This window comes from Martinezella sp. CNPSo 3957, from assembly GCF_057784395.1.
Genome location: NZ_JBXSOU010000004.1, coordinates 21,363 through 44,510, shown reverse-complemented (window position 1 = coordinate 44,510; position 23,148 = coordinate 21,363). Strand labels below are relative to the sequence as shown.

General features: G+C 61.1%; 22 protein-coding genes. 20 read left to right on the top strand and 2 right to left on the bottom strand.

Annotation, left to right across the window (positions count from 1 at the left end):
• The first annotated feature begins 73 nt into the window (after positions 1-73).
• The 7 genes from AC13QE_RS11620 (at position 74) to AC13QE_RS11590 (ending at position 7,372) form a co-directional block, all read left to right on the top strand.
• Positions 74-1,408 carry an ABC transporter substrate-binding protein gene (locus tag AC13QE_RS11620; protein ID WP_488483781.1) on the top strand — a complete coding sequence of 445 codons (1,335 nt, stop codon included), beginning with the start codon at positions 74-76 and terminating at the stop codon, positions 1,406-1,408.
• A gap of 101 nt (positions 1,409-1,509) precedes the next feature.
• Positions 1,510-2,457 carry a carbohydrate ABC transporter permease gene (locus AC13QE_RS11615; RefSeq protein ID WP_132720190.1) on the top strand — a complete coding sequence of 316 codons (948 nt, stop codon included), beginning with the start codon at positions 1,510-1,512 and terminating at the stop codon, positions 2,455-2,457.
• Positions 2,454-3,395 carry a carbohydrate ABC transporter permease gene (locus AC13QE_RS11610; RefSeq protein ID WP_112337709.1) on the top strand — a complete coding sequence of 314 codons (942 nt, stop codon included), beginning with the start codon at positions 2,454-2,456 and terminating at the stop codon, positions 3,393-3,395. Before AC13QE_RS11615 ends, AC13QE_RS11610 begins: the two co-directional genes overlap by 4 nt.
• Positions 3,392-3,580 (top strand): hypothetical protein, encoded by a 189-nt coding sequence (locus AC13QE_RS11605; RefSeq protein WP_488483780.1) that lies wholly within the window; start codon positions 3,392-3,394, stop codon positions 3,578-3,580. Before AC13QE_RS11610 ends, AC13QE_RS11605 begins: the two co-directional genes overlap by 4 nt.
• 3 nt (positions 3,581-3,583) lie before the next feature.
• Positions 3,584-4,681: an ABC transporter ATP-binding protein gene (locus AC13QE_RS11600; RefSeq protein ID WP_488483779.1), complete on the top strand. Its 1,098-nt coding sequence runs from the start codon at positions 3,584-3,586 to the stop codon at positions 4,679-4,681.
• Entirely contained in the window at positions 4,674-5,669 is a 996-nt protein-coding gene (locus AC13QE_RS11595) for an ABC transporter ATP-binding protein (RefSeq protein ID WP_488483778.1), read from the top strand. The genes AC13QE_RS11600 and AC13QE_RS11595 overlap by 8 nt, the downstream gene beginning before the upstream one ends.
• Positions 5,670-5,680: 11 nt before the next feature.
• Positions 5,681-7,372 carry a dihydroxyacetone kinase subunit DhaK gene (locus AC13QE_RS11590; RefSeq protein WP_488483777.1) on the top strand — a complete coding sequence of 564 codons (1,692 nt, stop codon included), beginning with the start codon at positions 5,681-5,683 and terminating at the stop codon, positions 7,370-7,372.
• Between the two features lie 141 nt (positions 7,373-7,513).
• On the opposite strand, the gene AC13QE_RS11585 is transcribed toward AC13QE_RS11590, so the two are convergent.
• The gene (locus AC13QE_RS11585; RefSeq protein WP_488483776.1) at positions 7,514-9,115 is read right to left on the bottom strand and encodes a XylR N-terminal domain-containing protein; all 1,602 of its coding nucleotides are present in this window, start codon (positions 9,113-9,115) and stop codon (positions 7,514-7,516) included.
• A gap of 328 nt (positions 9,116-9,443) precedes the next feature.
• Here AC13QE_RS11585 and AC13QE_RS11580 point away from each other — a divergent pair, with 328 nt between their 5' ends.
• From AC13QE_RS11580 to AC13QE_RS11535, 10 genes are all read left to right on the top strand, one after another.
• Entirely contained in the window at positions 9,444-10,262 is an 819-nt protein-coding gene (locus AC13QE_RS11580; RefSeq protein ID WP_488483775.1) for an SDR family NAD(P)-dependent oxidoreductase, read from the top strand.
• A gap of 68 nt (positions 10,263-10,330) precedes the next feature.
• Positions 10,331-11,632: an ABC transporter substrate-binding protein gene (locus AC13QE_RS11575; RefSeq protein WP_488483774.1), complete on the top strand. Its 1,302-nt coding sequence runs from the start codon at positions 10,331-10,333 to the stop codon at positions 11,630-11,632.
• Positions 11,633-11,764: 132 nt separating this feature from the next.
• Positions 11,765-12,493 carry an ABC transporter ATP-binding protein gene (locus AC13QE_RS11570; RefSeq protein WP_488483773.1) on the top strand — a complete coding sequence of 243 codons (729 nt, stop codon included), beginning with the start codon at positions 11,765-11,767 and terminating at the stop codon, positions 12,491-12,493.
• Positions 12,490-13,218, top strand: coding sequence for an ABC transporter ATP-binding protein (locus tag AC13QE_RS11565; RefSeq protein WP_488483772.1), 729 nt, complete (start codon positions 12,490-12,492; stop codon positions 13,216-13,218). Before AC13QE_RS11570 ends, AC13QE_RS11565 begins: the two co-directional genes overlap by 4 nt.
• Entirely contained in the window at positions 13,205-14,062 is an 858-nt protein-coding gene (locus AC13QE_RS11560; protein ID WP_488483771.1) for a branched-chain amino acid ABC transporter permease, read from the top strand. Before AC13QE_RS11565 ends, AC13QE_RS11560 begins: the two co-directional genes overlap by 14 nt.
• Before the next feature lie 4 nt (positions 14,063-14,066).
• Positions 14,067-15,104, top strand: coding sequence for a branched-chain amino acid ABC transporter permease (locus AC13QE_RS11555; protein WP_488483770.1), 1,038 nt, complete (start codon positions 14,067-14,069; stop codon positions 15,102-15,104).
• Positions 15,101-16,114 carry a zinc-dependent alcohol dehydrogenase gene (locus AC13QE_RS11550; protein WP_488483769.1) on the top strand — a complete coding sequence of 338 codons (1,014 nt, stop codon included), beginning with the start codon at positions 15,101-15,103 and terminating at the stop codon, positions 16,112-16,114. The genes AC13QE_RS11555 and AC13QE_RS11550 overlap by 4 nt, the downstream gene beginning before the upstream one ends.
• Before the next feature lie 23 nt (positions 16,115-16,137).
• Positions 16,138-16,917: an alpha/beta fold hydrolase gene (locus AC13QE_RS11545; RefSeq protein WP_488483768.1), complete on the top strand. Its 780-nt coding sequence runs from the start codon at positions 16,138-16,140 to the stop codon at positions 16,915-16,917.
• A 43-nt stretch (positions 16,918-16,960) separates the two neighbouring features.
• Positions 16,961-18,187 (top strand): acyl-CoA dehydrogenase family protein, encoded by a 1,227-nt coding sequence (locus tag AC13QE_RS11540; protein WP_488483767.1) that lies wholly within the window; start codon positions 16,961-16,963, stop codon positions 18,185-18,187.
• On the top strand, positions 18,184-18,780 hold the full coding sequence (locus AC13QE_RS11535; protein WP_488483766.1) for a flavin reductase family protein: 597 nt from the start codon (positions 18,184-18,186) through the stop codon (positions 18,778-18,780). Before AC13QE_RS11540 ends, AC13QE_RS11535 begins: the two co-directional genes overlap by 4 nt.
• 16 nt (positions 18,781-18,796) lie before the next feature.
• Here the strand turns inward: AC13QE_RS11535 and AC13QE_RS11530 are convergent, their stop codons facing one another.
• On the bottom strand, positions 18,797-19,747 hold the full coding sequence (locus AC13QE_RS11530) for a LysR family transcriptional regulator (protein ID WP_488483765.1): 951 nt from the start codon (positions 19,745-19,747) through the stop codon (positions 18,797-18,799).
• Positions 19,748-19,826: 79 nt separating this feature from the next.
• On the opposite strand from AC13QE_RS11530, the gene AC13QE_RS11525 reads away from it, so the two are divergent.
• From AC13QE_RS11525 to AC13QE_RS11515, 3 genes are read left to right on the top strand one after another with little or no spacing between them, the layout of a single operon-like run.
• Positions 19,827-20,708 carry a dioxygenase family protein gene (locus tag AC13QE_RS11525; RefSeq protein ID WP_488483764.1) on the top strand — a complete coding sequence of 294 codons (882 nt, stop codon included), beginning with the start codon at positions 19,827-19,829 and terminating at the stop codon, positions 20,706-20,708.
• Positions 20,705-21,766 (top strand): maleylacetate reductase, encoded by a 1,062-nt coding sequence (locus tag AC13QE_RS11520; RefSeq protein WP_488483763.1) that lies wholly within the window; start codon positions 20,705-20,707, stop codon positions 21,764-21,766. Before AC13QE_RS11525 ends, AC13QE_RS11520 begins: the two co-directional genes overlap by 4 nt.
• A gap of 35 nt (positions 21,767-21,801) precedes the next feature.
• A complete protein-coding gene (locus AC13QE_RS11515) occupies positions 21,802-23,085 on the top strand; it encodes an ABC transporter substrate-binding protein (protein WP_488483762.1) in 1,284 nt (427 codons plus the stop codon).
• Positions 23,086-23,148: the final 63 nt, after the last annotated feature.

Here is a 23,148-nt window from a genome sequence, read left to right as displayed (position 1 = left end):
CAACATGCCGGCTGTCACGCTTTCACTTATCTTCTCGATGGAGGTCGAGAGGTTCAACGGGAGGATTGAAGCCATGAGGTCTCTTTTGCTGAGCCCGGCGGTTGCTGCCGGGATGTATGTTGCCGTATCCGCGGCCGCGATGTCGCACGCTCAAGCCGCCGATCTGACGCTGTGCTGGGCGGCGTGGGATCCCGCCAACGCTTTGGTGGAGCTGAGCAAGGATTTCGAGAAGAAGAGCGGCAATAAGATGCACTATGAATTTGTGCCTTGGCCGAATTTCGCAGACCGTATGCTCAATGAACTGAATTCCAGCGGCAAGCTTTGCGACCTGATGATCGGCGACAGCCAGTGGATCGGCGGCGCGGCGGAAAACGGTCAATACGTCAAGCTCAACGATTTCTTCGATAAGGAAGGAATCAAGATGGACGATTTCATCCCCGCGACTGTGGTCGGATACGCCGAATGGCCAAAGAATACACCGAATTACTGGGCGCTGCCGGCATTCGCCGACGTCGTCGGGTGGACCTATCGCGCGGACTGGTTCTCCCGCCCAGAGCTTCAGGCGGAGTTCAAGAAGAAGTACGGCCGCGACCTTGCCGTTCCGAAGACCTGGGACGAGCTGACGGACATCGCTGCCTTCTTCCAGGGGCGCGAAATCGACGGCAAGAAAGTCTATGGCGCGGCAATCTACACCGAGCGTGGCTCTGAAGGCATCACCATGGGGGCGATGAATGCCCTTTATAGCTACGGCTTCCAATATCAGAATCCGAACAAACCTTATGATCTGGAAGGCTTCGTAAACTCGGCGGAAGCAGTTGCGGGCCTGGAGAAATACAAGAAGCTCTATGAATGCTGCACGCCTCCCGGTCATTCCGATGCCTATATGACCGAAGACGTCGATGCCTATAAGTCAGGGCAGGTCGCCTTGCAGATGAACTTCACCTTCACTTGGCCGGGCATCAATGCCGATGCCAATGTCGGTGGCAAAAAGACCGGCTATTTCCCAAACCCCGCCGGGCCGAAGGGTGCACAGTTCGCCCAGCTCGGAGGGCAGGGCATCTCCGTGGTTGCCAACTCCGATAAAAAGACCGAGGCGCTCGATTACATCAAATGGTTCGCGCAACCTGAGATCCAGCGGAAATGGTGGGCGCTTGGCGGCTATTCGGCACTGAAGGCTGTCGTGGACGATCCGGGCTTTGCGTCAAGCCAGCCCTATGCAAAGCCGTTCCTCGATTCGATGGCAATCGTCGAAGATTTCTGGGCCGAGCCTTCCTACGCCTCCCTCCTGCAGGCATCGCAGAAGCGGTTTCATGACTATGTGGTCGCAAACCAAGGTAGCGCGAAGGACGCGCTCGACGGACTTGTCAGGGACTGGAAGGGTGTCTTCCAGGACGACGGAAAATATTGACGCCGGCATAGGGGTATTCCCCGATAGTGGCGTCACGCAGGGTCAGCCGTGCCGACCAGGCTGGCTCTGCCCACCACCAATTTCATGCCAAGGAGACGGACATGCTCCACTCACCGATCGATCGGATTGCCGGTGCGACGCCGCCCGCGATCGCAGCGCGCGTCAAAGGTCTTTCTGATCGCGCCATAGCCTGGCTTTTCGTCGCGCCCTCGATCGTGTTGCTGCTTGCCATCAACATCTTTCCATTGATTTGGACGATCCGCCTCAGCTTCACGAACTTCCGGGTGAACCGACCCAACGAGCCGATACGGTTTGTCGGCCTGAGGAATTACATCAATATCCTGACGGATGGCGATGTATGGCGGAGCATGCAGGCAACCGCCCATTTCTTGATCTGGACCATCATCCTGCAGGTTCTGATCGGCTTCTTGCTTGCCTATCTGATCAACAAGAAGTTTCGCGGCAATGATCTGTGGACGACGATCATCGTGCTTCCGATGATGCTTAGTCCGGCTGTTGTCGGCAACTTCTGGACCTTCCTGTACCAGCCGCAAATCGGCCTCTTCAACTATGTGATCGCTTTCCTGACCGGGAACGATCCTTCCAGCTTCTCGATGATTGCGAGCACCACGTTGGCACCATGGGCCATCGTCATCGTGGATACCTGGATGTGGACGCCCTTCGTGATGCTGATCTGCCTGGCGGGATTGCGTTCCATTCCCAGCAGCATTTACGAGGCTGCCGAATGCGACCGTGCCAGTAAATGGCGTCAGTTCTGGACCATTACCATCCCGATGGTGCTGCCGTTCCTGATGCTGGCGGTCCTCTTCCGTGGCATCGAGAACTTCAAGATGTTCGATCTCGTCGTACAGTTGACCGGCGGCGGCCCGGGATCGATCACAGAGCTGACATCCATCAACTTGAAGCGCGCCGCTTTCGAACAATGGCGAACCGGTTACGCATCCGCCTACGCCGTCATTCTTTTCGTCACCGTATTCGGCTTGGCATCGATCTACGTCAAAGCTCTAAATAGGGTCAAACAACGATGAGCAGCTATTCCGTAACCGAGCCCTCCGCGCGTCAGAAATGGTTTGCCGGTATTCTGGTTGTCCTCTATTCCGTCATAACCCTCCTCCCGCTGCTGTGGATCATCGCGACCGGCTTCAAATCACCAGCCGATGCGATTTCCTATCCGCCGAAACTGGTCTTCCAGCCGACGATGGAGGGCTATGTCAATCTTTTTACCACCCGGACTCGTGTGCCTGAGGATCAACTCAGGGCGCTTGGTGAACCTACGACGTGGTACGACAAGCTGGTGCGCAAGGACGGGCTGATCATCACCGGTGCCTCGCGCTTCGCCGAGCGCTTCTATAATTCCGTCATCATCGGGTTTGGTTCGACGGTTCTTTGCATCGTGCTTGGCACGACGGCGGCGTATGCTTTTTCCCGCTTCAAGGTTCCGTTGAAGGATGACCTGCTGTTCTTCATTCTTTCGACCCGCATGATGCCGCCGATCGCCGTTGCAATTCCGATCTTCCTGATGTTCCGATCGCTTGGCCTCAGCGACACGCATGCGGGCATGATCCTGCTCTACACCGCCGTCAACCTGTCGCTCTCGGTGTGGCTCCTCAAGGGCTTTATCGACGAAATCCCGATTGAATACGAGGAGGCCGCGTTGATCGACGGCTATACGCGGTTCCAGGCCTTCTACAAGGTCGTGCTGCCCCAGGCCGTTACCGGCATCGCGTCAACGGCAATCTTCTGTCTGATCTTCGCCTGGAATGAATATGCGTTTGCCGTATTGCTCACATCGGGAAATGCCCAGACGGCGCCGCCCTTCATCCCGACCATCATCGGCGTCAGCGGCCAGGACTGGCCAGCGGTTGCCGCCGGCGCAACGATCTTCCTGGTTCCCGTCATGGTCTTCACGATCCTGCTTCGCAAACATCTGCTGCGCGGCATCACCTTCGGAGCGGTACGCAAATGACGACGTTTCTCAATCGCTTGATACGCCTGCGTCGCGGTGCGTGGGAAATTCTCGCTTCGGTCCTGATCGCACTCGGCGTCGTCATGCTGATGCAGCCGTTGTGGCTGTCGCTTTACTCCTATTCCTTCCTCGTGACGCTGACAGGAACAGTCATGTTCATCATCGTCAGCCATTTCCCGGAGTGAATCATGGCGCAAATCAGAATTCACAATGTGCGCAAGGACTTTGGAGCTTTCAACGCGGTGAAGTCTTCCACCTTCACCGTGGAAGACGGGGAGTTCTTTATGCTGCTTGGGCCTTCCGGCTGCGGGAAGACTACCACCTTGCGGATGATGGCCGGTCTCGAGCTGCCAACCAGCGGTGAAATCTATATCGGTGGCGAAGAGGTTGGGATGAAGAGGGCAAGCGAGCGCGATATCGCATTCGTTTTCCAGATGTTTGCTCTTTATCCGCATATGAATGTCCGAAGAAATATTTCCTATCCGTTGGTCAGCCAGGGCATGAGAAAGGCTGAGGTTGCAAAGCGCGTCGCGGAAGTAGCTAAGATCCTGCGGATCGAAAATATTCTCGACAAGCCGATCGGCGGACTTTCCGGCGGCGACCGGCAGCGTGTGGCGGTAGGTCGCGCCATTGTCCGCAACCCGAAAGCCTTCTTCATGGACGAACCGCTAGGCGCCCTTGACGCCGAATTCCGCGAACACATGGCGCAAGAGCTGCGGGCACTGCACGACCGCATGGGCGCCACCACCGTCTATGTCACCCATGATCAGTTGGAAGCCATGCAGATGGGCGACAAGATCGTGGTGATGAACCACGGGGTCGTCGAGCAGTTCGGCAAGCCGCAGGAGATCTATGACTGGCCGGCGACGAAATTCGTGGCAAAGTTCATCGGCTCGCCGCCCATGAATTTCCTGGAGTTCGATGGTTCGGTCGGAACCGGCGGAACTCATGTCAGCCTGGCCGGACACATGGTGAGGGTGCCGATGTCTCGCGAAGAACATGCCGGCAAGCTGGCGCTGGGCGTCAGGCCCGAACACATCCGCTTCAACGACGATTCTGCTTACAGAGGGCGGGTCATAGCCGTGGAATATTTGGGTACGACGCAGATCGTCACGATCGAAACGCCGCATGGCGAGGTCAAGGTTCGTACACCATCCCACCAGGTCGCACATGTCGAAGAACTGATCGGACTGGACTTCGATTCCAGAAGCCTGACGGTCTTCAACTCTGCGACCGGAGCGGCGCTTGTTTCCGAGGCCAACGAGGGAGTGTTGCGCCGTGGCTGAGGTCATCTTGAAGAATATTACGAAATCTTTCGCCGGTCACCGGGCACTCGATGAGCTGTCCGTGATCGTTCCCGACGGTTCGTTCGTCGTTCTTCTGGGGCCGACGGGTGCGGGCAAGACGACGACTTTGCGGATGGTGTCGGGCCTCGATAACCCTGATGTTGGCGAGATCATGATCGGTGGACGATCCATGCGCGGGCTGACACCGGCGCAGCGCAACGTCGCGATGGTGTTTCAGCAATATTCGCTCTACCCGCACCTTTCGGTACGCCAGAACCTTGAATTTCCGCTGAAGTCGCCCTTGCTGAAGACGCCGCAGCGCACGATTGACGAGAAGGTGAATGCAGTCGCCGAAATTCTCCAGATCTCCCACAAGCTCGACAATAAGGCGACGGCTCTTTCCGGCGGTGAAATGCAACGCGTGTCCATCGGGCGCGCACTGGTGAGAAACCCGCAGATCTATCTCATGGATGAACCGCTGAGCTCCCTTGACGCCAAGCTGCGCGCCGATCTGCGTATCGAGCTCAAGAGCATTCAGGCCAAATCCGGTGCAACCTTGCTTTACGTCACCCACGATCAGGTCGAGGCAATGACGATGGCAACACATGTCGGCGTCCTTCACGAGGGTAGGCTCGCCCAGTTCGGTTCTCCGCGCGAAATTTATGAACAGCCGGTGAGCGTCTACGCCGCCACTCGCCTCGGACAACCGCGCATCAACGTGCTGCCTGCCGAGCTTTTCCCCGGTGCCCCGCCAAACGCCAAATCGATAGGCCTGCGTCCCGAGCATATCGCTCAAGGCGATGGCCAGGAGGCGACTGTTACCCGTGTCGAGCATCTGGGCGATCAGACGCGCCTGCATCTTTCGTTCAAGAAACACAATTTGATCACCGTCACCGAGGCTCATACCGCCCTCAGAGGTGGCGAGATTATTAAGATCCAGCCGAACAAGCCGCTTTATTTCGACGCGGCCGGCATGCGCTTGGTTTAAGGGAGGCGAGAATGTCACAGTTCCTCAACAGCAGGGAAAAGGCGGTCACCGAAGCAATCGAGGGCCTTCTCGTTGCATCGGGCGGCGCCCTGAGCCGCCTCGATGGTTTTCCGCATATCCGTGTCGTCGTGCGTTCGGATTGGGATAAGAGCAAGGTCGCGATCGTCTCTGGAGGCGGATCGGGCCATGAGCCGGCTCACGCGGGCTTCGTCGGCAGGGGGATGCTCACCGCAGCCGTCTGCGGAGATATTTTTGCGTCTCCCAGCGTCGATGCAATCCTCGCCGGTATCCTGTCCGTCACAGGGCCGGCCGGCTGCCTCCTGATCGTCAAGAACTATACGGGCGACCGCCTCAACTTCGGTTTGGCGGCGGAGCGTGCTCGCGCCTTTGGCTTGAATGTCAGCATGGTCATTGTGGATGATGACATCGCGTTACCGCATCTCCCGCAATCTCGCGGGGTGGCGGGCACGCTCTTTGTCCACAAGATCGCGGGAGCCTTGTCGGAGAACGATGCTGATCTGGAGACTATCACTGAAGCCGCGCGCCATGTCATTGCGGGCACGCGGTCGATCGGAATGTCGCTCGACACATGCACCGTGCCTGGTTCGCCGAAGGAACATAGGATTCCGGAAGGCCGCGCCGAACTCGGGCTCGGCATCCACGGCGAGGCCGGTGTCGAGCTGGTAGAGTATACCGGCGTTCGAACTGCGGTCGCCGCCATGGTTGAGCGTCTTGCGGCAACCATGGATGATAGGCCCCATGTCGTGCTCGTGAATAATCTGGGCGGGGCATCGATGCTGGAAATGTCGGTCATTGTCCACGAAATTGCCCGATCGGCTATTTCGGGAAAGATCTCGCACGTGATCGGACCTGCTGCGATGATGACGTCGCTTGACATGCACGGTTTCTCTATCTCGGTCTTTCCTGCCGACAAGAAAGAACTGGCGCTGTTGGCCAAGCCGGTCGCGCTACCGGCTTGGCCAGGCTTGGCAGCGATCAAACCGGTCGCGGCGCTTGCACTCCCAGATGGGCTGACGCCGATTGCTCCTCTCGCATCGAGGCACGAACCTACCCGTCAGTTTTTGACGGATTGCTGCAATCTTCTCATCCTCTCAGAGATGGATCTGAACGCGCTTGACGCGAAGTCGGGAGACGGTGATACGGGGTCGACCTTAGCCGGCGCGGCACGCGCGCTTATCGACGCGCTCGACCGCCTGCCTCTTTCAGACTATACGCAACTCTTCCGGGCTATGGGGCAGGAACTCAGTCAGACCATGGGCGGATCGTCGGGGGTGCTTCTAGCGATCTTCTTTGCAGCTGCCGGCGACGGAGCGTCGAGTGGGCTCGCCATTCGCGAGGCGCTGCAGGCCGGGCTTTACCGCATGCAGGAGATCGGCGGCGCTCGTCTGGGAGACCGAACCATGGTCGATGCTCTCTTGCCGGCCCTGGATGCGCTCAACGGCGGTTTGGCAGCAGCGGCGCATGCAGCTCGCGCCGGCGCGGACATGACTGCCACGCTCGTCCATGCCAAGGCCGGACGCGCCGCCTACATCAATGCCAAGCAACTTGAGGGCCACATCGATCCCGGCGCGGAAGCGGTCGCTCGGTTGTTTGAATATCTGGCAGGTCGCAGCGATCTATCTGGACAGCACGCACTGGACAAGCGACCGGCCAGCGCATCGCCGGCTGGCTATCGACAATGAAGCGCCTACCATGGGTGAGTTTGACGCGGGACTTCTCGATGGAAAAGTTGATTGTGAACTTGCTGGCTTGATCGAAAATGCCGCGACGTTGCCCGAGTCATCGTAGGCTGCGGCATAGCTAACTCTCGAGCTAGAATGCCGTTACTTGCTGCGCCGCGCGTTGTCGATACGATAGGCGAGCTGCGCTCGTGTCAGGCCAAGCATGCGAGCGGCCGCCGAAAGGTTCCCTTGTGCCTGCTCCATGGCGATCTCATACAAAGAGTGCTCGAGAGCGTTGAGCGAAAATCCGTCGGATCCCAATAGCTGGTTCGGATCGATTGCGCTTTTTCCGGATCCGGTGGCGCTATTGCGTGGATTGGGAGCAAGATGCGCCAATGCGATTTCGATCTGAGCGGCGGAAATCGTCGCGCCGGTGATCAGCGAATTGAGCACGGCGATAAGGACGCCACGCATCTGGCGCAGATTGCCCGGCCAAAGTTGCGTCTCAATCAGCTTTTTGGCGCCTGCCTCAAAGCTTGGAGGCTCTAGCCCCATGCGAACCGCAAGTTCCTGTAACATGGTGTTGGCGAGTGCCAGCCGCTCGCCTTCCCGCTCGGCCAACGGTGGCATACGAACGCGCAGCGGCGATAAGACCGAGTGAAGCTCGGTTGAAAAGGCCGGCATCTCCGATTCCTGGCATTCGTCCGCAATCGCAAGAATGCGCGGGCCTCCTTCCGCCATGCCTTCCTCGACGGCCCGAGCAAAATGCGGTTGAATGTCGGCGGGTATGGTTTCAACAGCGTCGATCACGATCGTCTCGCGCTGAGGCGACCGGCGGGTTGCCTTAACCGGTCGTGCGACCTCGGCGCAAAGCGCAAGATCGACTTGCATCCCTACTACCCGCCGTAGATTGGTCGCAGTGGTAGCAGATTCGCGATGCAGATAGCGCGCGGCAATGCCGCGTCCCGTCCCCGGCGCACCGGTTATCAGTACGGGCAGGGTTGTGGCCGCGAGGCGGTCGAGTCGGTCGCGCACCGGCATAAGTATCAGGCTGTCGAGCCTGGAGAGAGGCGTGCTGGCAGCGCGCGCGGCGCTGCTGCGCGAAGCAGTGCTGATGTCGTCGGCAACATCGATGCGCTCGCGGAAAAGCATCACCTCTGGATCGTTGAGGCCCCAGCTATCGGCTGGCTTTCCGACCACCCGGCAATGGCTGTGGCCCTGCGCCGCGCATTCGATCTCCTTGTAAACGATCAGGGTGTCGAAAAACTCACTGGCATAACCTGACGCGTAGCCAAGCTGAGTCCAGCAAACGGGTTCAGATGCCAGTCGCGTCTTACTGAATTCGGCGGCTTCGACGCTATCGCGCCAAAGGAATTCGGCAGAAAATCGCTTCTTGCGGAAGTCGTATGAGTTGAAGACCGTCTCGACACGCACAACGCCGCTGAAAGTGTGCAGCCGCGTTCCGGCCGTGAAGGCATCGCCTATGTCGAGATTTGGCCAGCCGGCGCGCACGAAGCGTGCATCCGAGCGGCCGGACATGAAGCCCAGGCGCAAAAGGAAGACGCGCGCCTCCTTCTCTCCGAGCAAGCGCACGAGTTCCCGCCTCAGATCGGAAAGGGCGGATGCGCGCTGCATAACGATGCGCGCGCCATTCAGCTGGATCGTTCCGTCATTCGGATTGAAGACCAGGCTGGAGAGAAGCTGCCGGACGGTCGGATTACCGCCTCGATCCAGCATCCTGGAAGATTCGATCAATCCCTGCATTGATACCTCTTCTGCGCAGCGAGCGGTTCGGCGATCCCTTTTAGGATTGCCGCTTTATGAAATGATGAAGTCACTTCACCATTTCAGCAAGTGGTCGCCTTGACAAGTCCACCTAGCGAGGTGAGTTCTTTTAAAGAATATCGTTCTGTTTCAAGTCATTGGAGTTTACCGGGAGAACTTCTCCGCATTCGCTGTCAGCGTTATTTGACAGGCCGCTCAGATTTCTCGTCCTAATGAACCAATTCTGCTGCGTCGGGGAGGGCAAGGCAGAATGGAGGAGTTCGAGCCAAGGCTCGGGCATGCCGCCCCTGGCGGCACGGGAGGAAAAATGACGAGCTTGCAGGATATGTTCGACGTTCGCGGCAAATCGGTCATTGTGACCGGCGGTGCGAGTGGCATAGGACGGGCCTATGCGGAGGTAATGGCGGACAATGGAGCGCGTGTCTGCATTTTCGATATGGATGCGGACAATCTCGACCGTGTGGTGGCGGAAATCGCCCGAGATGGCGCTGAAGTCTCCGGTCTGGAGATCGATGTCTCGGATCGGGCGACCATGACGGCTGCTTTCGATGCCGTAGCCGAGCGTCATGGACGGATCGACGTCGTCTTTGCAAATGCAGGAATCGATGCCGGGCCTGGCTTTCTGTCTACGACAGGCGAGCGGCTCAAGGACGGAGCCATCGATGTTCTCGACGATCATCACTGGGATCGAGTGATCGAGGTCAATCTCTCCTCGGTCTACACAACCGTCAAGCATTCGGCCCGCCATATGAAGGCGACGGGAGGCGGTCGTATCATCGTCACCTCGTCCATCGCCGCCCAGATCAATGAGGCAATCGTCGGTACGCCCTATATGCCAGCCAAGGCAGGCGTCGACCATTTTGTACGCCAGATGGCGATGGAATTGGGGCAGTTCGGTATTCTCGTCAACTGTATCTCGCCTGGTCCCTTCATGACCAACATTGCCGGCGGCAGGTTGCGAATACCGGCGGACCGCAAGGCGTTCGAACAGCAGTCCCTGATCGGGCGGATCGGCGATCCCGAGGACATCAAGGGACTTGCTCTCTATCTGGCGTCGCCCTGCTCGTCCTACGTCACAGGCAGCCAGATTGTCATCGACGGAGGTTCGATGCATCGCATCAAATAAATGAACTTTGCCGGATGCGGAGGAGGAAATCGCAGCCGGCGAATGAGATTCAGAGGGAGGATAAAATAATGGAATCGAAAAGCAGTTTGTCGATGCCTTCGCGCCGCACGGTGCTGAAGGGAATAGGCGCTGGCCTCGCCGCCTCGGCGCTCGCTGCGCCGATGATTGCCCGCGCGCAATCGGCCGGCACCATCAAGGTCGGCTTCATCACGCCAGCGACCGGGCCTCTCGCCCTTTTCGGTGAGACCGACGGCTGGGCGCTGGAAAAGATCAAGGAGCAACTCAAGGGTGGGCTGGATACGGCGGCCGGCCACTTCAATGTCGAATTCCTGATCCGCGACAGCCAGTCGGACCCCAACAAATCCGCGGAAGTTGCCGGCGATCTCATCCTCAATGAGGGCGTTCACCTGCTGCTGCCGGCCTCGACGACCGATACGGTAAGTCCTGCTGCCGATCAGGCTGAACTCAATGAATGCCCCTGCATCTCGACGGGCGCGCCCTGGCAGGCGATCATCTTCCCGCGTGGAGGCAAGGACAAGCCGTTCAAGTGGACCTATCACTTCTTCTGGGGCCTGGACGAAGCGCTGAACACCTATGTCGGCCTCTGGAACACGCTGGAAAGCAACCGCAAGGTCGGCATGCTTTTTCCGCAGAACGCGGATGGTGAAACATGGGGCAACATGGATTACGGCCTGCCTGCCCCTACCAAGAAAGCCGGCTTCGAAATCGTCGTTCCCGGCTTCTTCCAGCCACGCACCAACGATTTTTCGGCGCAGATATCGGCTTTCAAGCAAGCGAACTGCGATATCATCGGCGGTATCGCCTATCCGGCCGATTTGAAGACCTTCGTCAACCAGTGCGCTCAGCAGGGCTATAAGCCGAAGGCGATTACGGTCGCGGCCGCGTTGCTCTTCGCCTCGGGCGTGGAAGCCATGGGCTCGCTCGGTGAGGGCATGTCCTCGGAAGTCTGGTGGACACCGGCCTTTCCCTTCAAGTCGACGTTGACCGGTCAGGTGAGCCGGGATCTCGCAGACCAGTGGGAAGCGGAAAAGAAGAAGCAGTGGACGCAGCCGCTCGGCTACAGCCACGCTATCCTCGAAGTGGCGGTCGACGTTCTCAAGCGGTCCAAGAATCCGCTCGACCGCGCCGCCAACCTCGAGGCGGTTGTTGCCACCAACATGCAGACACTGATCGGCCCGGTCAATTTTGCCAAGGGACCGCACCAAAATGTGGCGACCTCACCGATTTTCGGCGGGCAATGGGTCAAGGGCGACAAGTGGCCCTACGACCTGAAGATCGTCGACAATACCGTCAACAAGCTCTTCCAGCCGGAACGCAAGATCGTGCCGCTGCCCTGGCGGACTGCCTGAGCGGGGCGTGAAGCCAAGGCAAAGCGAGATGCCGCTCCTGCTCGATGCGATCGGGCCGGGGCGGATTGGATGGAGGATCGGAAGGGCGCGCCCAAACGCGCCGCCGGCGGCAAAAAGCCGGGGTGGAGGAGCATGGAAAACGGCGTACTACTCGAGGCACGCGACCTCAGCAAATCGTTCGGCGCCCTCAAGGTCTTGCACGAGGTGAGTTTTACGGTCAGCTCTGGCGAGGTTCTGGGCATCGTCGGGCCGAATGGAGCCGGCAAGACAACCCTATTCAACCTGATCAGCGGCGACATGCGTGTCGATGGCGGCGAGTTGATCTTTGACGGGCAGAAACTCGTTGGCCAGCCGCCCTATCGCCGTTGCAAAATCGGCATCGGCCGGACCTACCAGATCCCGCGTCCCTATGTCGGTATGACGACCTTCGAGAACCTGCTCGTCGCCGCCTTTTTCGGCGGCGGCGCCAAGGATGCCGAGAGCTATCGGCGTTGCGCTGATATCCTCAGGGCCTGCGAGCTGTCCGACAAGGCGAACCGTTCAGCCGGCTCGCTGACGCTGCTCGACCGTAAGCGGCTGGAACTCGCGCGTGCGCTCGCCTCGTCGCCGAAGCTCCTGTTGCTCGACGAGATTGCCGGTGGGCTCACCGACGAGGAGGGAAGGGCGCTTGTCTCGCTTATTCGCCGCATCCGCGACAGTGGCGTCACCATCGTCTGGATCGAACATGTGCTGCACGCGCTGCTCGCCGTTGCCGACCGCATGCTGGTGCTGAATTTCGGGGAAAAGATCGCGGAAGGTGTGCCGGCCGAAGTCATCCAAAGTCCGGAGGTTCGAAGGGTCTATATGGGGGTCGAGGCATGAGTGCAGCACTGCTTTCCACACACGGACTGGTCGCCCGCTACGGCGATTTTCAGGCTCTTTACGGTATCGACTTCGAGATTGCCGCGGGCGAGGTCGTCGCCCTGATCGGGGCCAATGGTGCCGGCAAGTCGACGCTTCTGAAATCGATCATGGGCCTTCTGAGCGTTGCGCCAGGCATGGTACAGCTCGATGGCCGGCCGGTCGGAGGCGCCAAGCCGCATCGGATGGTAGCCGACGGCGTAGCGATCGTGCCCGAGGGCCGTCGCCTCTTTGTCGGCATGTCGGTAATCGACAATCTGCGCGTCGCCATCGACCACGCCGGCAAATCCGCTGCCAATGGGTGGACGCTGGAGCGCTTGTTCGCACTCTTTCCGCTCCTGAAGGAAAAGCAGGCCGTGCCTGTAGAATCCCTGTCCGGCGGGCAGCAGCAGATGGTGGCGATCGGCAGGGCGCTGCTCAGCCAGCCGCGCGTACTTCTGTGTGACGAAATCAGCCTCGGCCTGGCACCGAAGGTGGTGAAGGAAATCTACCAGGCGCTGCCGTCGATCTGCGAAACCGGTACGGCGATCGTGCTGGTGGAGCAGGACGTCGGGCTCGCCCGCTCCTCGTCGAACCGGCTCTACTGCATGCTTGAGGGACACGTCAGCCTCACCGGCCGATCGGCTGACGTCTCGCGCGAAGCGATTGGCGAAGCTTATTTCGGAGGGGCTCATGCAGTGGCTTGACGGGCTCATCCAGGGCATTCTTCTCGGCGGCCTCTATGCCCAATACGCGCTCGGCATGGCGCTGATGTTCGGCGTCATGCGTGTCGTCAACATCACCCATGGCGACCTGGTGATCCTCCTGGCGCTGATCGGCATCAGCCTGGCCACCACTTTCTCGTTCGGCCCGTGGTCGGTACTGGTGATCCTCGTGGTGCTTGGGGCTGTCATCGGCGTCATCCTGCAGCGGCTCATCCTCAACCGCGTCGTCGGCGCCGATCCGCTTCCGTCGCTGATTGCCACTTTCGGGCTCTCCATCGCCCTGCAGAACGCCATGCTGCAGATATGGTCGGCCGACACCCGCTCGCTGGGCGGCGGCGACATAGTGCATGCCTCCTTCCAACTCGGGCCGCTCTTTGTCGGCGTCTTGCCAGTGATCGTGCTTCTGACGGCGACCGTGCTGACCGGCGGCCTCGACGTGGCGTTGCGCTCGACACGCTTTGGCCGTGCCCTGCGCGCAGCTTCGGCCGATGTAGAAGCTGCGGCGCTGACCGGTGTCAACCCGAAGACGGTCTACACCGGGGCAACGGCAATCGCTGTCGCGATCCTCGGCTTTGCCGCGGTCTTCCAGTCGTTGCGTTCGACCGTGGCGCCTGCCGACGGGGCGTTCCAGCTGATCTACGCCTTCGAGGCTGTCATCATCGGCGGCATGGGCTCGATCTGGGGCGCCTTTTTCGGGGCGATGGCGCTCGGGGTCAGTCAGTCCGTCGGTTTCCGCATCGACCCCGGCTTCGGCATCCTCGCCGGCCACCTCGTTTTTTTGATCATCCTTGCCCTGCGTCCCCAGGGCTTCCTAGGAAGGGGTTGAAGCCGTGACCAATGCGTTCGCCGCCCGTTTGACCGATGCCATCCCGCGCCCCGCCGTGCGCGTACAGCGCCAGACGCGCTCGAGCCTGATTGCGCTCGTTATCAGCGTCGCGCTGCTCGCGGCCGTCGCTTCGATGCCGCTCTGGGCAAGCCAGGGCCTCATCCGCGACGTCGTCGAACTGTGCTGCTACATCACCGTCGCGCAGATGTGGAACCTGCTCGCCGGTTATGGTGGCCTTGTCTCCGTGGGCCAGCAGGCTTTCGTCGGTGCGGCCGCCTATGCGATGTTCATCATGGCGCAGCTTTGGGGCCTAAGCCCGTTCCTCGCCGTGCCTTTGTCGATCATCGCACCAGCGATACTGGCGGCGCTCACCTATGGCCTGCTGCATCGGCTCGACGGTCCATATTTCGCCATCGGTACCTGGGTGGTGGCGGAAGTCATGCGCCTTGCCACGTCCGTCTTCAGCTATGTCAATGCCGGCGCCGGCATGAGCCTGCGTGTCATGTCTAGCTATACGCCTGGCGAACGCGCAATCGGCATTTCGATACTGGCGGCACTGATGCTGCTTGTCGCCGTTGGTGGCAGCTATGTGCTGCTGCGTTCGCGCTATGGCTTGGCGCTGGTCGCCGTTCGCGACAATCCGATTGCCGCGGCAAGCCAGGGCGTCAACGTCGGCCTCCTGAAATTCCTGATCTGGGTGGCAGCCGCCGTCGGTACCGGCCTTGCCGGTGCCATCTACTTCATGGCGCAGCTACGCATCACGCCGCCGGCTGCCTACAGCCCGACCTGGGCGAACGTGTCGATCTTCATCGTCATGGTCGGCGGGCTCGGCTCGCTCGAAGGGGTGCTGATCGGCGCGCTTGTCTATTTTGTCGCCGACCGTCTATTCGGACAGTACGGCGCCACCTATCTCGTCGTCCTCGGGCTACTCACCCTAATCATGGCGCTTTTTGCTCGCGGTGGCCTCTGGGGATTGATCCAGAAGGCCACAAACGCCTCCTGGTTCCCGACGAGGCGCACGCTTCTGGAGGACCCGCGATGAGGGCGGCGTTATTCGAGGCAGTCGGACGACCGCTCGATGTCAAAACGATCGAAACGCCGGAGCCTGACGCCGAAGAGATATTGCTCCGCGTTGCCGCCTGCGGCATTTGCGGCTCCGACCTGCACATGACGGAAGATCCCGAAACCTTTGCGCTCAAAAGAGGTGGCATCCTCGGCCATGAGATTTCCGGCGAAGTGGTCGCCTGTGGCGCTAAGGTCGCGAATTTCAAATCCGGCGACCGGGTTGCCATCGCGCCGATGCGCGGCTGCGGTCATTGCGATAGCTGTTCGCGCGGCGAACCCGCGTGGTGTGCCGAGATGCGACTGATCGGCGGCGGCTATGCTGAATTCGTCACCGTTGCCGCCCGTCAGTGCCGTCGGCTGCCGGACGATTTGCCGACCGAGGAGGGGGCTCTGGCCGAGCCGGTTGCAGTCGGCCTGCATGCGGTCGTGCGTTCGGGGCTGAAGCCGGGCAACCGTGTGCTGGTCCTCGGTGCAGGCCCGATCGGCCTGCTCGCCGCCTTCTGGGCGAGGCGGCTGGGGGCGGCTCATGTCGTCGTTGCCGATCTGAACCGCCATCAGGCAGAGCGCGCGGCAGAAATAGGCGCTACCGCCTTTGCTTTCTCGGGTGAGGGGCTGGCGGAGGAGTTTCGCGCATTGACCGGAGGCGCACCGGACATCGTCTTTGAATGCGTCGGCAAACGCGGGTTGATCGATGCTGCCTGCCGGCTGGTGCGTGTGCATGGCACGGTGGTCGCGGTCGGCCTCTGCGTCGGCGGCGACACATGGGATCCGTTTGCCGCGATTTCCAAGGAAATACAGGTGATCTTCGCCGTGTTCTTTACCATGGCGGAGTTCGACATGGCGCTGCAGGCGCTCGGCCCCGGCCGCCATCGGCCGCAGGCACTGGTGACCGGCCGGATCGGTCTTGCCGCCGTGCCAGACGCATTCGAGGCGCTCAGGCGGCGTACAATGCAATGCAAGGTGCTGATTACGCCGACAGTCGGCTGAAACGGCATTGGAGGAGGATTGGAATGGATTTCGAAACGGTGCGCTACGACATCGAGGGTGTTTCGACCGCTGTCCGCGTTATCGGCAAAGGCCCGGCCGTGCTCGCGCTGCATGGCGCCGCCACCATCGAAGGCACGGAATGGGCGCGGGGCCTCGCCGATCGCTTCCGCGTCTACTTACCCTACCATCCTGGCTTTGGCGACAGCGGCGAGGCGCCGCATGTCACCGGCATGCAGGATATCATTGTCCATAACCTGCATCTGGTCGCCGCCTTCGGCCTCGATCGGCCGCATCTCGTCGGCCACTCCATGGGCGGCTGGATGGCTGCCGAAATGGCCGCCGTCGCCGGCGAGCGTTTCGGCAAGCTGGTGCTGAATGCGCCCGCTGGCCTCAACGATCCAGATCACCCCGGCGCCGACCTGTCGGCGATAGGGCCTGAGGCGCTACCCGGCTATCTCTCGCATAATGTCGACGTTGCCCTGCGCTATTTTCCGGGCGGCGCCGAATGCCCGCCGCTCGACGCCTTCCTTGCCGCCCGCGAGAAAGAGGCGCGGGCGGTCGGCAATATCGTTAAAGCTCACGGCATGGGTCATCCCAACCTCGGCCGCTGGCTTTCCCGTATCCCGAACGAGACGCTGATCGTCTGGGGCGAGAAGGACAAAATGCTGCCCGCTTCGCAGGCGCCGCTCTGGGAGAAACGCATCCCGAATGCCCGCACCCTCATGGTGCCGGAGGTCGGCCATTTTGCCATGCAGGAGGACCCGCGCGTGGTGACCGCCATCGGCGATTTCCTCGCCGGCTGAGACAGCTTGCCGCGAGAACACACCAGATTGTCAGGAGGAACAGATGAACGCACCTTTGAAACATAGTGCCGGATATTGGGGCACCAAGACAAACTTCGCCAGCCTTCTCGAGCAAATCAGCAAGATCGGGCCGGTTCTTGAAGAAAACGCCGTGGCCACCGAAAAGCTCGGCAAGCTGAACGAGCCCACTTTCGAGGCGCTGAAGCCGCTGCGTATGTCGCATATCTTCGCGACCGAAGAGCTCGGCGGCGCACAGCTTTCGCCGACGCAAGGCCTGCAGTTGATCGAAGCCATCACCTATCACAGTGGCGCTGCCGGCTGGGTGTCGATGGTGCATGCCTGCATCGGGGCGATGTCTGCCGCCTTCTTGCCCGACACCGCGATCTCGCGGCTCTTCGGCGGCGGCACCGACAACCGTTTTTCGGGGCAGGGCACGCCGACCGGCATGCTGAAGAAGGTCGATGGCGGCTATCTGTTGAACGGCAAATGGTCCTATGCAAGCGGCATTCACCACGCCACATTCACCCATACCGCCGCCCTGCTGGACGACGGCAATGGTCATCCGGCCAAGGATGAGAATGGTAACGTGGTAGTGCTTTGCGCCCACGCACCGGTCGGCGAGCATGGACTGCTCGGCAATTGGAATGTGCTCGGCCTGCAGGGAACCGGCAGCATCGACTACGACGCCAAGGACGTCTTCATCGCCGACGACATGGTTTTCCCGATCATGACCGCCGAGCCGCAGCGCCAGAAGGAATTCTTCAGCCTCGGTGTCGTCGGCCTTGCGGCAATCGGCCATTCGGGCTGGGCGATCGGCGCCTCCCGCCGCATTCTGGATGAGATGGCCAAGTTCGCCGTGACCAAGACCGGGCGTGCCGGCCTGCTGGGCGAAAGCGACAAGTTCTGGTTCGACTTCGGCCGGGCGGAAGCCCGTGTCCGCGCCGCCCGCGCCTTTTTGTTCGAGGTCTGGCGCGATGTGGAAGCCTCCATCGAGGCCGGGAACCGGGTGTCCACGCGCCAGATCACCCTCGTGCATCTCGCCAAGTCGGAAGTGCACGAAGCGGGCGTCGATGCCTGCCACTTCGTCTACCGCGCTGCCGGTGGTGCGTCGCTGCGCGATGGCGTCATGCAACGCACCTACCGCGAGATGCTGGTGGCGGCCAACCATTTTACGATCAACACCAACATTGTCGGTGCCGCCGGCCGCGAGATCGGAGGGCTATGGAGCGATCGCGTCTGGCAGTTCTACGATCTGGTCGAGAAGAAATGACGGCGCGGTCCGAAAAGCAGGAGCGGGCAGCTCAGCCGACGGCCGGCGCCGGCGTGACGGAGGCGTTTATGGTGGCCTTCCGCCACCATCCGGCGGGTGTCGCCATCATCACCGCCGATCCGGGAGACGGGCCAGTGGCTCTGACGGTAAGCTCGCTGATCTCGATCAGCGCCTCGCCGCCGACTGTTGCCTTCTCCCTGTCGGATAATTCCTCCAGTGCGCACGCAGTGCGCCGGGCTGAGACGGTGGTCGTGCATTTCGTGCGCCGCAGCGACATGGAGCTTGCCCGGCTCTGCGCCACCCGTGGTAAGGACCGTTTCGGGCCTGACATCCGTTGGGCAAGGCTCGAAAGCGGCGAGCCGTATTATCCGGATGTCGGCCTCTGGTTCCGGGCGGCGGTTCGCGGACTGTTTCCGGTTCCCGGAGCCTGCCTTGTCTCGGCCGAACTTCTTGAAGCTTCACCCGGGGCAGAAGAGGGGCTGGCGGATGACGCGCTGGTCTATGCCAATCGCGCCTGGCATGGACTGCGCTCGATCGCCGACGCCGGCTTGGCACCGTTGTTCCTGTGGCCTGACGATTCGGCGACCTTCTGAAGGGCGCCGTAAGCTGTCAGAGGCTCCAGATCACCGCCTGCTCATGGCGCTTGATCAGGTGTCTGAGGTCTTCGAAGCTCTTGCGAATGTGGGCGCAGAAGGCCTCGACTGCCGGCACGCGGATTTCCTCGGTGCGCCGCAGGAGACCGAGCGCTCGCTCGGGATGAGGAATCTTGACGGGTAGCGCTGTGATCGACTTGTCGTTGCGATAGGCGAAGACGACGCTGTGCGGCAGGATGGTGAGAGCATCGCTCGCCTTCAGATAGTTGATTGCGCTCACCAGCGAGCCGCCGGAATAGCGGATTTTCGCCTCGGTGGCGCCGAGCGAGAGGACGAGACTGTGCAGATCGGCAAACAGCGGGCTACCGGTGGGCGGAGCAATCCAAGGATAGTCGAGGAGTTCCGTGGGCGAGAGCTTGCGTCTCAGAAGCAGAGGGTGCGTTACACGGCAGGCGACGACGTTGCGGCCGGGAAGCAACTCCTGGAAGCGCATGCCCGAGCCCTCGTCCAGCACGTCGATCGGGCAAATGGCAAGGTCGATGCGATCGGCGTCGATCGCCGCCCGCAGATCCGGAAGGTAACCGTAGCTCTGCTCGATGCGCACGTCCGGTATGGCATTCTGGAACTCGGCGATCATGCCGGAGATCAGCGCATCCATGAAGAAGGGCGTGCCGCCGACGCGAACCACGCCAGTCCGGCCGTGTCGGAAGCCGTCGACAAGCGACGAGGCCTTGCGCGCAGCCACCAGCATGGCTTGACCGTGGTCGGCGAGCGCCCTGCCAAGCGGGGTCGGCTGCAACGGCCGACGCCCCTTAACGAACAGCGGTTCGCCGAGCCGCTTTTCCAGCATGGCAAGGGTACGCGACACCGCCGGCTGGGTGAGCCCGAGCAGGGCCGCGCCCTCCGTCACACCACCGGCCTGTACGACGGCGGCAAGCTGAATCAGGTGTCGTTCATCGAGCTTCATAGCAATCAGGTATATTAAATAGGAGAAAAATCATCAACTGCTACGTTTGGAACTGATAGCGTGCCGTTGAGGAGGAAGCATGGGGATCACGTCTTTTACAGAAGCGGATTCGGCTGCCCTTGTGGCAGAGCGACTGGCGCAGTGCGCCGGACCGCTGCCGGCCTTCCTTACCGCGCTGGTCGGACATATCCACCAGGCCGTCAAGGAAACACGGCCGACCCATGCGGACTGGCGACACGCCATCGAATTTCTGACCGAAGTTGGTCACGCAAGCGATCATAAGCGGCAAGAATGGGTGCTGCTCTCCGATCTTCTGGGTGTGACGGCGCTGGTGGAGGAGATCAACACCCGCCGTCCGAAGGGCGCAACGCCCAACACCGTGCGCGGCCCGTTCTATCGCGCCGATGCACCGCGGCTTATGTCGGGTGCGGACATATCGCTCGACGGCATCGGCGAGCCGCTGGCTGTCAATGCTCGCGTTACCGATCTCGACGGAAATCCCGTCGCCGGCGCGAAGGTCGAGACATGGCAGGCGAATGCGCAGGGATTTTACGAGAACCAGCAGCCGGATCTCCAGCCGGAGTTCAATCTGCGTGGCGTTTTCAGCACCGACGCGGATGGCGGCTTTTCCTACAGGACGGTTCGACCGGGCGGTTATACCGTGCCCTGCGACGGACCGGTCGGACGGACACTGCATGCGATCGGCTATCCGTTGCGCCGCCCTGCGCATCTCCATTTCACTATCACTGCGCCCGGCTTCCAGACGATCAGCACTCACGTCTATGACGGGCGTGATCCGCATCTGTCGCAGGACGCACTGTTTGGCGTCAAGCAGGAGCTGGTTGGCACCTTCCTGCCCATTGGCAGCCTCGATGCGCCGGCGCCGGCCAGGGACAATGGTTGGTCGCTCGATTTCACCTTCGTAATGGTGCGGGCGCGAGAGGAGCGCAGGTCAGCATGACACTCGATTTTTCCTATCAGCCGCATTCGACACGCGTCGTCTTTGCTTCCGGAGCGAGCGCTGGCGTTGCCCAATGGATCGAGACGCTGGGTTGCCGCCGCGCGCTGGTGCTGACGACGCCGCAGCAAGCCGCTGACGGCGAGGCGCTGGCCGCTCGTCTTGGCGCGCTTGCCGTGGGCACGTTCGCGGGTGCGACGATGCACACCCCGGTCGATGTCACCGAGGAGGCTCTGGCGCGCGCGGCCGCGCTTCAGGCCGATTGCGTCGTGTCGCTCGGCGGCGGCTCGACCACCGGTCTTGGCAAGGCAATGGCCTACCGTACCGACATTCACCAGATCGTCGTGCCGACCACCTATGCCGGTTCGGAAGTAACGCCGATCCTCGGTCAGACGGAAGGCGGCATCAAAACGACGGTTCGCAATCCGAAGATCGTGCCCGAAGTGGTCGTCTACGACCCCGAACTGACGCTTGGCCTGCCGGTCGCCATGAGCGTCACGAGCGGGCTAAATGCCATCGCGCACGCCGCCGAAGGTCTCTATGCCGACGACCGCAACCCCATCACCACCATGATGGCGATCGAGGGTATGCGCGCATTTGCCGAGGCGCTACCGGTGATTGTCAAGACGCCGCGGGATGCCGAGGCGCGGGAAAAGGCACTCTACGGCGCCTGGCTCTGCGGCACCGTGCTTGGGCAAATTTCCATGTCGCTGCATCACAAGATCTGCCACACGCTGGGCGGTAGTTTCGATACGCCGCATGCTGAGACGCATGCGATCATGCTGCCGCACACGATCGGCTTCAATGCTGCGGCGGTGCCGGAGCTGCTTGCACCAATTGGGGACATTTTCGGTGGCACGCCGGGCCAGGGGCTCTACGATTTCGCCAGATCCGTTGGCTCGCCGCTGGCGCTGAAGGATTTCGGCCTCACCGAGAGCGATCTCGACCGCGCCGCCGAAATCGCCACGCGCAACCCTTATGCCAATCCGCGGCCGATCGACCGGGCCTCGATCCGCACACTGCTTCAGAACGCCTGGGGGGGAGAACGCCCGCCACTCTAAAACGCTTGTGTTTACTTTGGGAGGAGGAAACCAAAATGTTTACGAGACGTGATCTGCTGAAAACCGCAGCAGCGACCAGCGCGCTTGCCGCGACATCCAGCCTGTCCATGCCCGCGATCGCCAAGGGCGCGGCGATCAAGCTCGGCTATGTCAGCCCGCAGACCGGGCCGCTTGCCGCCTTCGCCGAGGCCGACAAGTTCATCCTCGATGGCTTCCTGGCCAAGACCAAGGCCGCCGGGCTTGATTACGAAATCATCGTCAAGGATAGCCAGTCCAACCCGAACCGCGCCGCCGAAGTGGCCAAGGAGCTGATCGTCAAGGACGAGGTCAATCTGGTCCTCGTCGCATCGACGCCGGAAACCACCAATCCGGTCGCCACCACCTGCGAGGCGGAAGAGATGCCCTGCATCTCGACGGCCGCGCCCTGGCAGCCCTGGTTCATCGGTCAGCAAGCCAATCCAGGCGATCCCTCATCGTGGAAGCCCTTCAACAGCACTTTTCATTTCTTCTGGGGCCTGGAGGATGTGATCGCTGTCTACACAAACATGTGGCAACAGCTGGAAACTAACAAGAAGGTGGGCGGCCTCTTCCCGAACGATGGGGATGGAAATGCTTGGGGCGATAAAGTGGTCGGTTTCCCGCCGGTTCTCGAAAAAGGCGGCTACACCCTTGCCGATCCCGGCCGCTACCAGAACCTGACCGATGATTTTTCCGCACAGATCAATGCCTTCAAGTCCGGCAACTGTGAGGTCATCACTGGCGTCATGATCCCGCCGGATTTCACCACCTTCTGGAACCAGGCCAAACAGCAGGGCTTCCATCCGAAAATCGCCTCCATCGGCAAGGCCATCTTGTTCCCTCAGGCGGTCGAGGCCCTGGGCAAAAGCGGTCACAATCTGTCCTGCGAGGTCTGGTGGTCGGCCAGTCATCCATTCAAGTCTTCGCTGACGGGAGAGAGCGCCGCCGAACTCGCAGCAGGCTTTACGAAAGCCACCAGCCGGCCCTGGACGCAGCCGATCGGCTTCGTTCATGCGCTCTTCGAGGTTGCTGCGGATGTCATGAAGCGGGCGGACCCGACGGACAGCGCGGCTGTAATCAAGGCGATCGCGGCGACCAAGCTGGACACGATCGTCGGCCCGGTCGCCTGGGACGGTGCCAATGTTCCGCCTTTTGCCGCGAAGAACGTGGCCAAGACACCGCTCGTTGGCGGTCAGTGGAGATTGAAGGACGGCGGTGGCTACGATCTCGTCATCACCGACAACAAGACCGCTCCCAATATTCCCACGGGCGGCAAGATGGAGCCGATCGCCTCGGCGTGATGCGCTGCCGGAGGGTGCGCCGGAGGCGGTCATGCGCCGGATTCGGCGAATGGACGAAACAGA

What these genes read in the sequence shown, in the direction of transcription:
- AC13QE_RS11620 (WP_488483781.1), top strand. Translation starts at nt 74, where the DNA reads ATGAGGTCTCTTTTGCTGAGCCCGGCGGTTGCTGCCGGGATGTATGTT.
- AC13QE_RS11615 (WP_132720190.1), top strand. Translation starts at nt 1,510, where the DNA reads ATGCTCCACTCACCGATCGATCGGATTGCCGGTGCGACGCCGCCCGCG.
- AC13QE_RS11610 (WP_112337709.1), top strand. Translation starts at nt 2,454, where the DNA reads ATGAGCAGCTATTCCGTAACCGAGCCCTCCGCGCGTCAGAAATGGTTT.
- AC13QE_RS11605 (WP_488483780.1), top strand. Translation starts at nt 3,392, where the DNA reads ATGACGACGTTTCTCAATCGCTTGATACGCCTGCGTCGCGGTGCGTGG.
- AC13QE_RS11600 (WP_488483779.1), top strand. Translation starts at nt 3,584, where the DNA reads ATGGCGCAAATCAGAATTCACAATGTGCGCAAGGACTTTGGAGCTTTC.
- AC13QE_RS11590 (WP_488483777.1), top strand. Translation starts at nt 5,681, where the DNA reads ATGTCACAGTTCCTCAACAGCAGGGAAAAGGCGGTCACCGAAGCAATC.
- AC13QE_RS11585 (WP_488483776.1), bottom strand. Translation starts at nt 9,115, where the DNA reads ATGCAGGGATTGATCGAATCTTCCAGGATGCTGGATCGAGGCGGTAAT.
- AC13QE_RS11580 (WP_488483775.1), top strand. Translation starts at nt 9,444, where the DNA reads ATGACGAGCTTGCAGGATATGTTCGACGTTCGCGGCAAATCGGTCATT.
- AC13QE_RS11575 (WP_488483774.1), top strand. Translation starts at nt 10,331, where the DNA reads ATGGAATCGAAAAGCAGTTTGTCGATGCCTTCGCGCCGCACGGTGCTG.
- AC13QE_RS11570 (WP_488483773.1), top strand. Translation starts at nt 11,765, where the DNA reads ATGGAAAACGGCGTACTACTCGAGGCACGCGACCTCAGCAAATCGTTC.
- AC13QE_RS11565 (WP_488483772.1), top strand. Translation starts at nt 12,490, where the DNA reads ATGAGTGCAGCACTGCTTTCCACACACGGACTGGTCGCCCGCTACGGC.
- AC13QE_RS11560 (WP_488483771.1), top strand. Translation starts at nt 13,205, where the DNA reads ATGCAGTGGCTTGACGGGCTCATCCAGGGCATTCTTCTCGGCGGCCTC.
- AC13QE_RS11550 (WP_488483769.1), top strand. Translation starts at nt 15,101, where the DNA reads ATGAGGGCGGCGTTATTCGAGGCAGTCGGACGACCGCTCGATGTCAAA.
- AC13QE_RS11545 (WP_488483768.1), top strand. Translation starts at nt 16,138, where the DNA reads ATGGATTTCGAAACGGTGCGCTACGACATCGAGGGTGTTTCGACCGCT.
- AC13QE_RS11540 (WP_488483767.1), top strand. Translation starts at nt 16,961, where the DNA reads ATGAACGCACCTTTGAAACATAGTGCCGGATATTGGGGCACCAAGACA.
- AC13QE_RS11535 (WP_488483766.1), top strand. Translation starts at nt 18,184, where the DNA reads ATGACGGCGCGGTCCGAAAAGCAGGAGCGGGCAGCTCAGCCGACGGCC.
- AC13QE_RS11530 (WP_488483765.1), bottom strand. Translation starts at nt 19,747, where the DNA reads ATGAAGCTCGATGAACGACACCTGATTCAGCTTGCCGCCGTCGTACAG.
- AC13QE_RS11525 (WP_488483764.1), top strand. Translation starts at nt 19,827, where the DNA reads ATGGGGATCACGTCTTTTACAGAAGCGGATTCGGCTGCCCTTGTGGCA.
- AC13QE_RS11520 (WP_488483763.1), top strand. Translation starts at nt 20,705, where the DNA reads ATGACACTCGATTTTTCCTATCAGCCGCATTCGACACGCGTCGTCTTT.
- AC13QE_RS11515 (WP_488483762.1), top strand. Translation starts at nt 21,802, where the DNA reads ATGTTTACGAGACGTGATCTGCTGAAAACCGCAGCAGCGACCAGCGCG.